Source organism: Umezawaea endophytica (assembly GCF_025061645.1).
In the GTDB taxonomy this organism is placed as follows: Bacteria; Actinomycetota; Actinomycetes; order Mycobacteriales; family Pseudonocardiaceae; genus Umezawaea; species Umezawaea endophytica.
In genome coordinates this window covers 24317-38849 of sequence record NZ_JANYMP010000026.1, presented here as the reverse complement: position 1 = coordinate 38849, position 14533 = coordinate 24317, and the positions used below count along the sequence as shown (strand labels likewise).

16 protein-coding genes are annotated in these 14533 nt (G+C 69.8%); 10 read left to right on the top strand and 6 right to left on the bottom strand.

Going from position 1 to position 14533, the window contains the following annotated elements:
• Positions 1 to 19: 19 nt before the first annotated feature.
• A complete protein-coding gene (locus NZH93_RS38370; RefSeq protein ID WP_259628211.1) occupies positions 20 to 1273 on the top strand; it encodes an HRDC domain-containing protein in 1254 nt (417 codons plus the stop codon).
• A gap of 115 nt (positions 1274 to 1388) precedes the next feature.
• Positions 1389 to 1607 carry a hypothetical protein gene (locus NZH93_RS38365; RefSeq protein ID WP_259628210.1) on the top strand — a complete coding sequence of 73 codons (219 nt, stop codon included), beginning with the start codon at positions 1389 to 1391 and terminating at the stop codon, positions 1605 to 1607.
• 10 nt (positions 1608 to 1617) lie between these two features.
• On the opposite strand, the gene NZH93_RS38360 is transcribed toward NZH93_RS38365, so the two are convergent.
• Complete coding sequence (locus NZH93_RS38360) at positions 1618 to 2238, bottom strand: MerR family transcriptional regulator (RefSeq protein WP_259628209.1); 621 nt, start codon at positions 2236 to 2238, stop codon at positions 1618 to 1620.
• A gap of 87 nt (positions 2239 to 2325) precedes the next feature.
• Between NZH93_RS38360 and NZH93_RS38355 the strand changes: the two genes are divergently transcribed.
• The 4 genes from NZH93_RS38355 (at position 2326) to NZH93_RS38340 (ending at position 7196) form a co-directional block, all read left to right on the top strand.
• Complete coding sequence (locus NZH93_RS38355; protein WP_259628208.1) at positions 2326 to 3258, top strand: hypothetical protein; 933 nt, start codon at positions 2326 to 2328, stop codon at positions 3256 to 3258.
• The gene (locus NZH93_RS38350) at positions 3255 to 3701 is read left to right on the top strand and encodes an ABA4-like family protein (RefSeq protein ID WP_259628207.1); all 447 of its coding nucleotides are present in this window, start codon (positions 3255 to 3257) and stop codon (positions 3699 to 3701) included. The genes NZH93_RS38355 and NZH93_RS38350 overlap by 4 nt, the downstream gene beginning before the upstream one ends.
• 145 nt (positions 3702 to 3846) lie before the next feature.
• Positions 3847 to 5091, top strand: coding sequence for a thiolase family protein (locus tag NZH93_RS38345; protein WP_259628206.1), 1245 nt, complete (start codon positions 3847 to 3849; stop codon positions 5089 to 5091).
• Positions 5088 to 7196 (top strand): 3-hydroxyacyl-CoA dehydrogenase NAD-binding domain-containing protein, encoded by a 2109-nt coding sequence (locus NZH93_RS38340; RefSeq protein ID WP_259628205.1) that lies wholly within the window; start codon positions 5088 to 5090, stop codon positions 7194 to 7196. The genes NZH93_RS38345 and NZH93_RS38340 overlap by 4 nt, the downstream gene beginning before the upstream one ends.
• A gap of 64 nt (positions 7197 to 7260) precedes the next feature.
• Here NZH93_RS38340 and NZH93_RS38335 read toward each other — a convergent pair whose 3' ends face one another.
• Positions 7261 to 7887, bottom strand: coding sequence for a hypothetical protein (locus NZH93_RS38335; RefSeq protein WP_259628204.1), 627 nt, complete (start codon positions 7885 to 7887; stop codon positions 7261 to 7263).
• A gap of 267 nt (positions 7888 to 8154) precedes the next feature.
• Between NZH93_RS38335 and NZH93_RS38330 the strand changes: the two genes are divergently transcribed.
• The gene (locus NZH93_RS38330; RefSeq protein ID WP_259628203.1) at positions 8155 to 8550 is read left to right on the top strand and encodes a hypothetical protein; all 396 of its coding nucleotides are present in this window, start codon (positions 8155 to 8157) and stop codon (positions 8548 to 8550) included.
• A gap of 20 nt (positions 8551 to 8570) precedes the next feature.
• Here the strand turns inward: NZH93_RS38330 and NZH93_RS38325 are convergent, their stop codons facing one another.
• Genes NZH93_RS38325 through NZH93_RS38315 form a run of 3 tightly spaced genes read right to left on the bottom strand, consistent with a single transcriptional unit; the run spans position 8571 to position 9631 of the window.
• The gene (locus NZH93_RS38325; protein WP_259628202.1) at positions 8571 to 8975 is read right to left on the bottom strand and encodes a type II toxin-antitoxin system VapC family toxin; all 405 of its coding nucleotides are present in this window, start codon (positions 8973 to 8975) and stop codon (positions 8571 to 8573) included.
• Positions 8963 to 9247, bottom strand: coding sequence for a type II toxin-antitoxin system Phd/YefM family antitoxin (locus NZH93_RS38320; protein WP_259628201.1), 285 nt, complete (start codon positions 9245 to 9247; stop codon positions 8963 to 8965). Before NZH93_RS38320 ends, NZH93_RS38325 begins: the two co-directional genes overlap by 13 nt.
• Before the next feature lie 33 nt (positions 9248 to 9280).
• Entirely contained in the window at positions 9281 to 9631 is a 351-nt protein-coding gene (locus tag NZH93_RS38315) for a hypothetical protein (protein WP_259628200.1), read from the bottom strand.
• 106 nt (positions 9632 to 9737) lie between these two features.
• Here NZH93_RS38315 and NZH93_RS38310 point away from each other — a divergent pair, with 106 nt between their 5' ends.
• From NZH93_RS38310 to NZH93_RS38300, 3 genes are read left to right on the top strand one after another with little or no spacing between them, the layout of a single operon-like run.
• Positions 9738 to 10511: a DUF72 domain-containing protein gene (locus tag NZH93_RS38310; RefSeq protein WP_259628199.1), complete on the top strand. Its 774-nt coding sequence runs from the start codon at positions 9738 to 9740 to the stop codon at positions 10509 to 10511.
• A 39-nt stretch (positions 10512 to 10550) separates the two neighbouring features.
• Positions 10551 to 12548: an AAA family ATPase gene (locus NZH93_RS51005; protein WP_259628198.1), complete on the top strand. Its 1998-nt coding sequence runs from the start codon at positions 10551 to 10553 to the stop codon at positions 12546 to 12548.
• Positions 12532 to 13767, top strand: a complete 1236-nt coding sequence (locus NZH93_RS38300; protein WP_259628197.1) for an McrC family protein — start codon at positions 12532 to 12534, stop codon at positions 13765 to 13767. Before NZH93_RS51005 ends, NZH93_RS38300 begins: the two co-directional genes overlap by 17 nt.
• Here the strand turns inward: NZH93_RS38300 and NZH93_RS38295 are convergent.
• Complete coding sequence (locus NZH93_RS38295) at positions 13749 to 14504, bottom strand: arylamine N-acetyltransferase family protein (protein ID WP_259628196.1); 756 nt, start codon at positions 14502 to 14504, stop codon at positions 13749 to 13751. The genes NZH93_RS38300 and NZH93_RS38295 overlap by 19 nt on opposite strands.
• Between the last annotated feature and the right edge of the window lie 29 nt (positions 14505 to 14533).

The following is a 14533-nucleotide window of genomic DNA, read 5'->3' as shown; positions in this document are numbered from 1 at the left end:
CGTCATAGGGTCATCCGTCGTGGACGTACCCGCCGACGAGCCAACCGAACCAACCGGAGCAGATCCGGTGCCGCTGACGGAACCCGCAGAGGGGGTTCCGCCAGTGGTGTCCGACCTGTCAGCGCTCCGGCGAGCAGCTACGGCTCTCGCCGGGGCGAAGGGTCCGGTCGCGGTGGACACCGAGCGAGCCTCGGGCTACCGCTACTCGCAACGTGCCTACCTGGTGCAACTGCGCCGGGAAGGCGCTGGAACCGTGCTGGTCGATCCGATCGCCCTAGGTGGTCGGCTCGACCCGCTGGTCGAAGCGCTGGAAGGAACCGAGTGGGTGCTGCACGCGGCGTCGCAAGACCTGCCGTGCCTCGCCGAACTCGACCTCCATCCGAGCGTCCTGTTCGACACCGAGCTGGCGGGCAGGCTAGCCGGTTTCGAACGGGTCGCTCTGGGCACACTCGTCGAGCGCTTGCTCGGCTACAGGCTGGAGAAGGGGCACGGCGCGGCCGACTGGTCGCGCCGCCCCCTTCCCGCCGACTGGCTGAACTACGCGGCGCTCGACGTCGAACTCCTGATCGAGCTGCGCGACGTGCTCGAGCAGGAGCTCAAACGACAGGGCAAGCTCGAATGGGCGCACGAGGAGTTCGAGGCGGCGCGCAACGCGCCGCTGAGTCGTCCTCGTGCCGAGCCGTGGCGCCGGACCTCCGGTATCCACCGCATCCGCAACCCGCGGCAGTTGGCCGCGGTGCGCGCGTTGTGGGAGACCAGGGATTCGGTCGCCAGGGAACGGGACATCGCGCCCGGTCGAGTGCTGCCCGACGCCGCGCTCGTCGACGCCGCCGTCCGCAATCCCGTGGACGAAGCGGCGCTTCTTGCGCTCCCCGTGTTCCGCGGGCGGGCGCAACGGCGCATGGTGGGCACGTGGCTGGGCGCCTTGCAGCGCGCGGCCGCGCTGCCGCGCACCGAGTTGCCGGAGCCATCACCCCACCACGACGGTCCTCCGCCCGCCAACCGCTGGTCCGACAAGGACCCGGCGGCGGCGTTGCGGTTGGCCGCTGTCCGGGCGGCGCTGACGGCCATCGCCGAGGCGAACACCCTGCCCGTGGAGAACCTCCTGCTGCCGGACCTGGTGCGCCGCACCTGCTGGCAGCCCCCGGAGGACCTCACCCCGGCCGGGGTGGAACGGGCGCTGCTGGACGGCGGCGCCCGGCGTTGGCAGGTCGACCTGACCGCCGACGCCCTCGCGGAGGCGCTTCAGCCGCCGCCACCCCCTACTGAGTGACCCACTACCCCTATCCCTGACCTGAGTGGACCAACGCGCAGGTCAGGGGTAGTGGAAGCGGTGCGGTGCCGATTCACTTGGCGATCGTCGGCCAACTCGGCACTGCGAGGTCGGAATGTTCCGCAAGATCGTCCGGTGGCACCCGCCGCTGATGCCAGTCCTGGTCTCGCTCGCCGCCGCGGGTGTCGTGCCCGCCACCGATCTCCCCACGCGCGCCGAACCCGCCGTCGCGGCGGTCCTCGCCCGTGCGCACCACCTCGTGGTCCAGCCCGAACGCCCTCCCGTCACGGCCAGGGCGCGGGCTCGCGGCACCCGTTCCTTCCGTGCGGCCTGATCTCCTGGGCTCACTCCTCGCCGAGGAGTCGGGCCGACGCGTCGCGCTGGGCGAGCTTGCGCAACGCGACGAGCGCGGCGTCACCCAGGACGGTCGCGATCACCATGCTCTCGAGGACGTCGTCCACCTCGGAGTGCAGCAGCACGTAGTCGAGGTCCTGGCGCGCGATGCCGACGGACGCCTCGGCGTAGGCGTCGAGCTGCGCGGCGAAGCGGTGGTGGCCGAGCTTGCGGGCCGTCGCCACCACTCCCGCGAGCGAGCGCGCGGCCGGGTCGTCCGCCATGGTCTCCCAGCCGCGGCGGGCGAGGAAGTCGCGCACCTCGTCCTGGGCCGCCCGGTCGGCCTCGGGAGGGTCGTCGGAGCCCATGCTGCGCTGCACGACCCCCAGCACCTGGTGGGTGACCACGTCGGAGGCCTCCAGCACGTCGATGACGTCGCCGACCGCGGCGATCGACAGTCCCCCGACGTCCACGAGCGCGCGCACGAGCTTCAGCCTCCGCAGGTGCTCGCCGCCGTAGGCCGCCTGGTTGCGGCCGGTCCGCTCGCCGGAGGGCAGCAGCCCCTCGCGCAGGTAGTACTTGATCGTCGGCACGGGGACGCCGCTGCTCCTGCTCAACTCCGAGATCCGCACGGACACCCCTCTCGCGTAGCCGGCCCAACATGGATAGTCTACCTTCCTGATAGTAGAAAGTGTCACTATCCAGAATGGGAGCCGCCGATGCTGCGCAAAGCCTTGGGCTGGCACACGCCGCTGATGCTCTTCACGCTCGTCATGGTCGCCCTCGTCCCGATCACCGGTCTCGCGATGCTCGTGGACGACCGCACCCTCGACGGCGCGCCGATCTGGTTCAAGCCGTTCAAGTTCGCCGTCTCGTTCGCCCTCTACGGCGTGACGCTCTCCTGGGCGCTCAGCCTCCCCACCAAGGCGCGGAAGGTCGGCAAGCCGCTCGGCACGATCATCGCGGTCACCAGCACCATCGAGATGGTGATCATCGTCGGGCAGGCGGCCCGCGGGCAGCACAGCCACTTCAACGTCAGCACGGCCTTCGACCGCGCGCTGTTCATCGCGATGGGCCTGAGCGTCATGTTCCTGTGGACGTCGACCGCGGTGATCGCGATGCTCGTCGCGTTCAGCAAGTTCGTCGACAAGGTCGCGGGCACCGCGCTGCGGTACGGCCTGCTGATCTCGGTCGCGGGCCTGTCCGTCGGCTTCCTGATGCTGGTCCCCACGCCGGACCAGATCCAGGACATCTCCAAGGGCGTCAACGGCGTCATCGGCGGGCACAGCGTCGGCGTGCCGGACGGCGGTCCGTCGATGGCGGCGACGGGCTGGAACACCACCGGCGGCGACCTGCGCGTCCCGCACTTCTTCGGCATGCACGCCCTCCAGGCGCTCCCCCTGTTCGCCGCGGCGCTCGGGTTCGTCCGCTCCCCCAGGCTCGCCGACGAGCGCACCCGTGCGCAGCTCGTCCGACTCGCGGCCGGGCTGTACGCCGGGCTGTTCGCGCTCACGCTCTGGCAGTCCCTGCGCGGACAGGCCGTCACGAGCCCCGACGCGCCCACCCTCATCGCGCTCGCCGCCCTGCTGGCCGTGACCGGCCTCGGCGTCGTGCGAGCGCTCAAGCCCACTACCGCGGCGGTGCAGGCATGACCCAGTTCCTCTTCTCGATCACCTTCCTGGTCGCCGTGCCGTTCTGGGCGCTGATGATCCTCGCACCGAAGTGGGGTACGACCGCGAAGGTCATCGCGTCGCCGCTGGTCGTCGTGCCGCCCGCGCTCATCTACCTCGTGCTGGCCATCGCGAACCTCCCCGAGCTGTGGGCGGCCGTGTCGGCGCCCGCGCTCGGCCCGCTGGCGGAGTTCCTCGGCACACCCGAGGGCACCGCGCTGGGCTGGGCGCACTTCATCGCGTGGGACCTGTTCGTCGGCCGCTGGATGTACCGGCAGAGCCGTGAGCTGGACATCCACCCGCTGGTGATGGCGCCGATCCTGCTCGTCACCATCCTCGCGTCACCCATCGGACTGCTCCTGTTCCTGCCCGTTCGCGCGCTCTGGGCGCGCCGGGAGGAGCCCGCACCTACGGTGTCACCGTAGGTGTGACGCGATCGACAGTGCCACCACAGTGGTTACTGACCAGTAACGAGGTCTAAAGTCAGTGTTACCGGCTGGTAGCGGCGTGCGTTCCGCCGCCGCGACCGCCGGACGAACTTTCCAGTCAGCTCAACGTGGAGGAGACGCCGTGGCCGCACCAGCAGCGCCGGCACCGAGCGGACACGACGTGGCTCGTGGCGTTCGGAACGTGGTCTTCGTCGAGGGCGTCCGCACGCCGTTCGGCAAGGCCGGACCCAAGGGGATCTTCGCGGAGACCCGCGCCGACGACTTGGTGGTCAAGGTGATCCGCGAACTGCTGCGGCGCCACCCCGAACTGCCGCCCGAGCGCGTCGACGAGGTCGCCATCGCGGCCACGACGCAGATCGGCGACCAGGGCCTCACCCTGGGCCGCACCGCGGCGCTGCTGGCGGGGCTGCCCAAGTCCGTGCCCGGCTACTCCGTGGACCGCATGTGCGCGGGCGCCATGACGGCCGTGACGACCGCCGCGAGCGGCATCGCGTTCGGCGCCTACGACGTGGTCATCGCGGGCGGCGTCGAGCACATGGGCCGCCACCCGATGGGCGAGGGCGTCGACCCGAACCCGCGCTTCATCGCGGACCGGATCGTGGACACCTCCGCGCTGGTCATGGGCCAGACCGCGGAGAACCTGCACGACCGGTTCCCGGACATCACCAAGGACCGCACCGACGCGTACGCCGTGGCCTCGCAGGCCAAGTACGCCGACGCGGTCGCGGCGGGCAAGATCGGCCCCGAGCTCGTGCCGGTGGCCACCCGCTCCGCGGAGAAGGGCTGGGGCCTCGCCTCGGCCGACGAGCCGCCGCGCCCCGGCACCTCGCTGGACGACCTGGCCAAGCTCAAGACCCCGTTCCGCCCGCACGGCCGGATCACCGCGGGCAACGCGGCCGGTCTGAACGACGGCGCGACCGGCTGCATCCTGGCCGAGGAGGAGACCGCCCGCGAACTGGGCCTCCCCGTCGGCATGCGGATGGTCGGCTACTCGTTCCTGGGCGTCGAGCCCGAGGTCATGGGCATCGGCCCGGTGCCCGCGACGGAGAAGGCCCTCAAGCGCGCGGGCCTGACCATCGACGACATCGGCCTGTTCGAGATCAACGAGGCGTTCGCCGTGCAGGTGCTGGCGTTCCTCGACCACTTCGGCATCAAGGACGACGACCCCCGCGTGAACCAGTGGGGCGGCGCCATCGCGACCGGCCACCCGCTGGCCTCGTCGGGCGTGCGCCTCATGACGCAGCTTTCCCGGCAGTTCGCCGAGCGCCCCGACGTGCGCTACGGCCTCACCTCCATGTGCATCGGCATCGGCATGGGCGGCACCGTGATCTGGGAGAACCCCCTCTGGACGGGAGAGACCAAGTGAGCACGCTTTCCCTTGACGAGGCCGCGACGCGGTACCCCGACGAGGTCGTGACGAGCGCCGTCGCCCGCTTGGTCGACGTGCCCGGTGTCCGGGGCAAGGTCGCCGTCATCACCATCGACAACGGCCTGGACCACACCCGCCCGTCGACGTTCGGCGTGCGGGGGCTCCTCAGCCTCGGCGCCGCGTTCGACGAGGCCGCGGCGGCCGAGCCCGCCGCGATCGTCGTCACCGGCAAGCCGCTGATCTTCGCCGTGGGCGCCGACCTGGGCGCCGTGAGCGGCGACCAGCGCGCGGAAGCCGACCTGATTGGCGAGATCGGCCACGCGGTGTTCCGCAGGTTCACCGACTCGGAGGTCCCCACCTTCGCGTTCGTCAACGGCGCGGTCATGGGCGGCGGCCTGGAGCTGGCGCTGTCCTGCCACTACCGGACGCTGGCGTCCAACGCGGCGGCCGTGGCGCTGCCCGAGCTGTTCCTCGGCCTGTTCCCCGGCTGGGGCGGCACGCAGCTACTGCCGAACCTGATCGGCGCGAACGACGCGGTCACCGTGATCTTCGAGAACGCGTTGAACCAGAACAAGATGCTCAAGCCCGCGCAGGCCGGGACGATGGGCATCGTGGACGCCGTCTTCGACTCCGCCGACTACCTGGAGCAGTCGTTCGCCTGGCTGTCGAAGGTGCTCGCGGGCGAGATCACCCCGCCGCGCAAGGAGATCGACCGCGGCGAGGGCTGGGACGCCGCCGTGGCGCGCGCGAAGGCGATCGTGCACGGCAAGACCAAGGGCGCGTCGCCCGGCGCGCTCAAGGCGCTGGAGCTGCTGGAGCTGGCGCGCGAGAACGACCTGGACCGCGGCTACGAGGCCGAGACCAGGTTCATGACCGACGTGCTGATGACCGACACGCTGCGGTCCAGCCTGTACTCGTTCGGCCTGGTGCAGAAGCGGGCCAAGAAGCCCGCCGGCGCGCCGGACAAGGAACTCGCGCGCAAGATCACCAAGGTCGGCGTCGTGGGCGCCGGTCTGATGGCGTCGCAGATGGCGCTGCTGTTCGCCCGCCGCCTGCACGTGCCGGTCGTGCTGACCGACATCGACCAGGCGCGGGTGGACAAGGGCGTCGGCTACGTCCACTCCGAAGTGGACAAGCTGCTCGGCAAGAAGCGCGTGTCGCCCGACGAGGCGAACCGCCTCAAGGCGCTCGTGTCCGGCTCGCTGGACAAGGCGTCGTTCTCCGACGCCGACTTCGTCATCGAGGCCGTGTTCGAGGACCTCGCGGTGAAGCAGCAGGTGTTCGCCGAGGTCGAGGAGCACGTGTCGCCGGAGGCGATCCTCGCGACCAACACCTCGTCGCTGTCCATCACGGACATGGCGTCGAAGCTGGCGCACCCGGAGCGGGTCGTGGGCTTCCACTTCTTCAACCCGGTCGCGGTCATGCCGCTGGTGGAGATCGTGCGCGCCGAGCAGACCGACGACGCCACGCTCGCCACCGCGTTCTCGGTCGGCAAGCAGCTCAAGAAGTCCTGCGTGCTGGTGAAGGACGCCCCGTCGTTCGTCGTGAACCGCCTCCTCACCCGCTTCATGGGCGAGGTCGTGAAGTCCATCGACGAGGGCACGCCGTTCGAGGTGGCCGACAAGGCGACCGAGCCGCTCGGCCTGCCGATGTCGCCGCTGATCCTGTTGCAGCTCGTCGGTTCCGCCGTGGCGCTGCACGTGTCCGAGACGATGCACGACGCGTTCCCGGACCGCTTCAGCGTCAGCCCCAACATGAAGAGGTTCGTCGCCGCGGGCAAGACCGCGGTGTGGCAGTGGGACGCCCAGGGCAACCAGACCGTCGACCCCGAGGTCGCCGCGCTCTGGGAGTTCGGCGACCAGCCGCTGACCGCCGACCAGGTCAAGGCGCGCGCGTTGGAGGGCCTGGCCGAGGAGATCCGGCTCATGCTGGACGAGGGCGTCGTCGCCGAGGCGAAGGACATCGACCTCTGCATGATCCTCGGCGCGGGCTGGCCGTTCTGGCTGGGCGGCATCACGCCGTACCTCGACCGCGAGGGCATCTCGGAGAAGGTCACCGGCAAGCGCTTCCTCGAACCGGGCGTCGCTTCCCTGCCCGCGTAAGGTCGTCGCACGCGAAAACGGCGCCTGGTCCCCACGAGGGGGGCCAGGCGCCGTTTCGCGATTCCTAGTGGATCGACAACGCGTCCACGCAGCCGCCCGCGCGGACCAGGTACACGTCGATGCGCATGGCGCGCAAGGCGTCCGCGGTGTCGGCGAGCAGTTCGCGGTAGCAGACGAAGTCCGGCAGGCCGATGCCGACGATGTCGTCGGGGCAGTCCTGCCGCAGCCGCAGCACCTTCAGCAGGGCGTCGGCGTACCAGCTCTCGGCCTGCTCCATGGGGTGCGGCGGTTTGGAGTCCGATGTGGACTTCTTCGTCGGGAAGCCGCGGGATTCCACGTGCAGGAGCCTGCCGCCGCGTTGCGCCATGACGCGGTCGCCGCGCAGGAACACCCAGCCGTCCATCTCGAAGTAGCGGACCAGTTCCGCGAGGACGTTGCCCTCCCAGTGCCACTCGTGCGCGGCGCTGCGCTTGATGGCGGCGCGCGGCAACTCGGTCACCAGGCTGTTCATCACCGGGCGGCCGAAGTCGTCGCGGTGCAGGATGCCCGCGTCCGCCAGGGTGCGGCAGCGCGAGTTGACCTGGTCGTGGACGACCCGTAGCTGCGACGCGATCTGCGCGTCGGTGAGCCCGTTGGGGAAGTGGCCCAGCAGGGCCACGATCCGATCAGCCAACGTGAAGCCGTCTGTCATGAACCCATTATCGACGGCGAATGATTCGCCGTTACCTCGGCTTCGCCCGGTCAAGGGACGCCAACCGAGCGTGACGACGCACGTCCGGGGGAGCTACGTGGACCGTTCCGGACCGGCGGGTGACGGCGGTTGGTACGGCCGAGTCACAGGGGCACGCAGCCGGGTGAGGTTGTCGAGAACCGGTCAGGACTGTCCGATTCTCGACAGATGGACACACATCGCCGCAGAGTCCGCCGACGAAGCTCCCGGAAACCCGACCCGGTGCGCATGGACGAGTTCGCCGAGTTCCTCGACGCGGACACCGGCTGGCGCGACGAGGTGCGCGTCAGGCTGGTCTCCCGCATCGACCCGAGACTGGTCGAACGCACCTCGTGCCACCGGGTCGCCGAACTGGCGGAGGAGCTGGACACGCAGGTCACCGTGGAGCCGCGGCCGGACGTCACGTTCGACATCGCCAAGGCCGTGCACTGCCGGGTGCCGTTCAAGGGGGTGGTGCGGCTGCGGCACACGGCCCGCAACCTGCGGGTGCTCGGCGTCTTCCTGTGCGCCGAGGCGGGCCGCGACCTGGGCACGTGCCCGTGCGCCGTCGCGCTGGCCGCAGATCCGAGCGACGCGACCGTGCGGCACGTCATCGGCAGCGCCCTGGACCGAGCGGGGTTGTGACGGCCCCACCCGTGCGGCGCTCAGACCGCGACGACCTTCACCGCGCGTTCCAGCCCGATGAAGTCCTTGAAGTTCTGCGTGAGCACGGGCATGCCGTTCGCGGCGGCCGTGGCGGCGATCTGGAGGTCCATCCGCCTCGGTCGGGCGCTCCGGCCGCTGCGGCGCACGAGCGCGGCCAACGTGCCGTAGATCTTCGCCGCCGCCGTGTCGAACGGCAGCACCTCGAACATCTCCAGTGCCGCGTAGTAGCGCTCGGTGCGGGCGAAGCGCTCGACCGGGTCGTCGATGTCCAGGCCGTAGGCCAGTTCGGCGACCGTGACGGCGCTGATCGCGGGTTCGGCGTCCACGAGGTCGCCGAAGTCGATCTCCTCCAGCCTGATGACCACGCAGGTGTCGAGCAGGATCCGGTCTGTCACCGGCGCCACGCGTCTTCCAGCGGGTCGTCGGCGCCGAAGATCCGGTCGTCGGCCAGCCGGTCGGCGTCCCAGCGCGCCACGTCCACGGGCGGCAGCTTCCGGAACTCGGCTTGCAGCTCGCCGAGGGTCCGCCGGTGCTTGCCCTCCTCGGCGGTGTGCGGCACGAGGTCCGCGACCGGTCGCCCGTTGCGTGTCACCACGAACGCCTCCCCCGCTTCGACGCGCCGCATGATCTCGGCGTTGTCGTTGCGCAGCTCCCGCTGCCCGATGGCCGTCTTCATGCCCCCAGCGTAGCGCTTTCGGAGCAGATTGCGCTACAGAGGTGCTACGGCCAGCAGCGGCGCGTCCCACGTCTTCGCGACCCGCTCCGCCGTCTCCACCGTCGACCGGCTCACCGCCACCACGAGGTCCACCACGGGCCAGTCCGCCACCCCGCCCGCGCACGACGCCACGGTCAGGTCCAGCACGTGCCCGCCGTGCGCCCGCACGACCGCCGTGACCGCGTCCCGCGCCTCCCGGCTGGCCCGGTCGAACCCGCGCAGCACCGCCACGGTCCCGTTCGCGGCCAGCAGGTCCGGCTTGACGGCCAGCAGCGACCCGACCGACTCGACCAGCGCGGCGCGGTCGTCGTCGAGGGTGGAGCGGTGGGTGAGGGTGCTGGTCATCGTGGATCTCGCTTTCGCCGCACGGGTTGCTCCTTCCGTACTACCCGCGTTCCCCCCGCCTGCCACTGTTGTTTCGATCACGGCCGAACCGGGAATCAACGCGGGTGTGGGCGACATCAGGATCGGCACCTCCGGCTGGACCTACCCCGAGTGGCGCGGTTCCTTCTACCCCAGGGGTTTGCCGCGCGACCGCGAATTGGAGCACCTGGCGGCGCGGGTCAACTCGGTCGAGCTGAACAGCACCTTCTACGGCCTGCGGCAGCCGAACCACTACCGCTCGTGGGCCGCCCGCACCCCCGACGACTTCGTGCTGTCCGTCAAGGCCCCCAAGGTCATCACCCACGACAAGCGCCTGCGCGACGTCGACGCCGACCTGGCGGAGTTCTTCGCCTCCGGCGTCCATGAACTGGACACCAAGCTCGGTCCCGTCCTCTGGCAGCTCCCGCCGTTCCTGCCCTTCAAGCCCGACCGCGTGACCACGTTCCTCGACGCGCTCCCCAAAGACCTGCGCCACGCGGTCGAGGTCCGCCACCCGAGCTTCGACTCCCCCGAGTTCCTGGACCTCCTGCGCGACCGCGGGATCGCCGCCGTCGTCGCCGACACGGCGGGCCGCTTCCCGGCCGTCGAAGACGCCACCACCGACTTCGTCTACGCCCGCCTGCACGGCGCGGAGGAGCTCTACGTCAGCGCCTACGGCCCAACCGAACTGGACGCCTGGGCGACCAGGGTCCGCGCGTGGGCGGAGGACGGCGACGTGTTCGTGTACTTCGACAACACCCTGAGCGGCGCCGCGCCCTACAACGCGGTCTCGCTCGCGGAGCGCCTCGGCACGGATCGGATTCCGGCCGATCCGCAACGTCCGAGGGGTTCCCACCGATGAGCCCTCGACAGGACCAGGACCCGTTGCCGAGGGAGCACAGTGCCGGGACTCGACGAGCTGAACAGCACGCTCGACACCTATGACAAGCCCGATGTGCGCAAGCGACTGGAACAGGCGGAGGCCGAGCGGCAAGCCGTGCTCTCGAGGTTCCCGCTGGAGGACTGGCCGGACCTGACTCTCGACCGCTACGCGCTCGGTACCTCGACCACGGACGCGTACTGCCGGCTGATCGAGTACTCGACGCCGTACCTGGGCAGCATCAAGGGCGGGAGTGCGAGCAAGCACATCATCTACCAGCGTCGCAGCGATGGTGAGTGGTACCGCGCGGGAGCATTGGCGGACCTTGAGATCGGCGAGGCGTGGAGTCGGCTGCGGAGCCAGTTCGTCGATGCCTTCCAAGCGGCGGGGGAAGATCGACTGGACGACCTCGACGAGCTGACCGCGCTGCACCACGGTCAGAGCCTGGTGAGCAAGTCGATCGCGACTTATGTGCCGGACGCTCTGCTGCCGATCTACTCCGCCCACCACCTGCGGAAGTTCATCGTGCTGTTCGGCGGAGACCCCCAGCCCGGCGCGCTGTCCTGGCAGCTCAACCGCCAGCTCAAGGATTTGGTGTCGGCGCACCCCGTGGTCGGCTCGTGGCTGCCGCTGGAGGTGGCGAGGTTCCTCTACACCCACCTCGACCCGCGGCAGCGGTCGGAGATGATCGTGAAGATCGCGCCCGGTCGGAACGCGCAGTACTGGCAGGAGTGCTTGTCAGCCGGTGTCATCCGTGTCGGGTGGGACGACCTGGGTGACCTCAGCCAGTACGCGGACGTCGACGAACTCAGCACGGCGATGGCGCGGCACTACCCGGACAAGGGCGCACAGTCCCAGCGAACGACCGCCAAGAAACTGATCAAGTACTTCCGCGACCTCGTGCCCGGCGACAAGGTCGTCGCGAACCAGGGAACGTCGACCGTGCTCGCGGTCGGCACGGTCACGGACGAGGGCTACCGCTTCGACGAGGCGCAAGAGGCCTACCGCCACACGGTGTCGGTCGACTGGGACACCTCCTACCAGCAGCACCTCGACAAGGCGGTCGGAGGGTGGACGCAGACCTTCTCCCCGGTGAAAGCGGCGCTGTGGGACGAGCTCCGGAACACCACCACGCCTCAGACAGCGGTGGAGACCGTGACCGAGGACGTCCAACGGGTTCACGACCTCCTCGAACGCAAGTTGCAGGTCGTGCTGCACGGTCCACCCGGTACCGGGAAGACGCGCTTGGCGATGGCCGCCGCACGCGCGCTCGGCGCCAAGACAGTGCGGTTGACGACGTTCCACCCGTCCTACGGCTACGAGGACTTCGTCGAGGGCTACAAGCCCGTGGAGGCAACTCAGCAGGGGCTCGTCCTGAAGTTGACCGACGGCGTGTTCGTACGGCTCTGCAAGGAAGCCGTGGAATCCCCCGACCGCAAGCACGTCCTGGTGATCGACGAGATCAACCGGGCCGATCTGGCGCGGGTGCTCGGTGAGCTGGTGACTTTGCTGGAAAAGGACAAGCGCGGAACCCCGGTATTCCTGTCGACCAGCGGACGCGAGTTCCGGATCCCGAAGAACGTGTACGTGATCGGCACGATGAACACCGCTGACCGAAGCGTCGCGCACATCGACGCGGCCATTCGCCGCCGGTTCGGGTTTCTGGAGGTGCGGCCTGATCCCGACGCGTTGGACGGCGTCGTCAGCGCGCTCGACCTCGGCGCGTTCCTCACCGCGCTCAACGAGCGGGTGCGCAAGCACTTGGGCGTTGCGCACGAGATCGGGCACGCGTTCTTCATGAACGACGACAAGCCCGTCGACAACGAGACCGAGCTGCACTCGATGTTCTTCCACGACGTCGTACCGCTGCTCGTCGACTACGTGATCGACGACCACGGCCTGCTCCGCGAGATCCTCGGTGACGGCGTCTTCCAGGAGGAGATGTCCCCTGACGACCTCGTTCGGGCCCTCACCAAGGAGTTCAAGACCGAGGTGGACCGCGATGCGGCGACGTCATGACCTGGTCGAGCAACAGGACTTCGCGCTCGGCCAGGAGGAGGTGTCGGACGCGGACCTCGAATTGTTGACCGGCAAGGCGGCCAAGGACCTGTTCTCGATGAGCAGGACACGTGAGGGCTGGAGCCTGCGGGTCAAGGGCGTGGCGGGAGTCCTCGTGCTCGACCGGGTCACCCTCGCGATCAGGCCGAAGTTCGACGTCAGCGGTGAGATGCTGCTCTCCTGGCTGAACTACGCCACCACACCTCACAGCCGGGAGGTCGATCGGCGGCGCACCTGGTCACCAGGAGCGTCGGGTCTGGTCGACCTGATCATCACCGCCTTCCTCCACGAGTGCCGGACGCTGCTGCGCGGCCAGTTGCGCAAGGACTACCGGCGACGAGAAACCGTCGACGTGGTGTTGCGCGGCAGGCTGGACTTCGCCAAGCAGGCGACCCGGCGGTTCGGTGTGCTGGACAAGCTGCACGTCACGGCGTTCGACCGCCAGATCGACGTGTGGGAGAACCAGGTGTGCGGAGCGGCGCTTCTTCGCGCGGCGCGGTTGGCGGGCTCGACCGTGCTGAGTCGCGACGCCGCTGACCTCGCCACGCAGTTCCCCACCTGCACCACGACGGCCGCGCGGGCGGCACTGGCTCGAGCCCGGCACCACCGGATGAACCACAGGTACCAGCCCGCGCACGCGTGGGCGGGCATCCTGCTGAACGCGGGAGGCGTGTCCGACCTGCTGGCAGCGGGCTCCCTGACCGCGGGCTCGCTGCTGCTGGACATGAACCGGCTGTGGGAGGCCGTGGTGCGCCGCATGGTCGTCGACGCGGCCCGACTCGCGGGTGCGACCGTCGTCGCGGGCACCGGCGCCAACGCCACCCGTGTGCACCGGCCCGGCCACTCGTCTTCGACGCTCATGCCCGACGTCCTGGTGCGGTCGAGATCCGGCTTGTTGGCCGTTGACGCCAAGTACAAGCGGTTCGACCGGCACGCGGTGCACCGGGACGACATCTACCAGTTGCTGGCCTACGCCTCCGCCTATCGAGCCCCTGGCATTCCACGGGCCGTGATCGTGCATCCGACGTGTGGTGTTCCGGTGAACCAGCGGCAGCGCGTCGAATTTCGCCTGTCGCCCCTCGCTCACATCGACGTGGTCGGCACAGCCGTGGACCAGCACCCGGCGGATGGTGTCCCACGGCTCGCCGAAGCGCTGTTCGGTCAGTCTGAGGTCACCTGAGGAGCCTTCGACGGCACGGCGTCCAGCCCGATGCCGAACAGGCCGCGGTAGGCGTCCAGCGCTTCCGCGTCGGTGAGCTGCCGCTCGGTCCGCCGTCCCGCCTCGGTGGTGATCAGCGTCGACCCGCTGATCGTGACCCGCCCCTTCGCCGTCGGCATCGACGCCAGCGGTTTCCTGGTGAAGTGCGAGTCCGGTGAGGTCTGCTGGTACCAGCACGTGGGGCCGAAGTCGGCGAGGGTGCGGGGGCGGGGGTCGAGGCGGTACTGGGGTTCGCCGTCCTGGAGCAGGTCCAGGTCGCCGTCCGGTGCCTCGACCACGCGGAAGACGCCTTCGGGGTCGTGCTGGTCGTCGCGGACGTCCAGGCGCAGCGGGCGGAGGCTGAAGTCGCCGAAGCCGACGTCCACGAGCGTGGACCCGACCCGCAGGGCGACGTGTTCGAGCGGTGCGCTGAGGCGTTCGCCCAGGAACACCCTGGCGCCCAGCAGGTCGACCTCGTGGCCGAGCGCGCGCAGCAGCGCCGCCAGCGCGCCGTTGAGCTCGTAGCAGAACCCGCCGCGCCGCCGCTCCACGATCTTCGCGACCAGCGCGTCCTCGTCGAGCACGATCCGCTCGCCGAGGTGGACGCTCAGGTTCTCGAACGGGATCGCGCGCAGGTGCAGTTCCTGGAGGTCGGCCAACGCCGTCGTCCGGGTGGCACCGATGCGGGCGAGGTACGCGTCCACCACTTCCGGCTTCATGCCGTGAGCGTCACCCACCGGCACCGCGA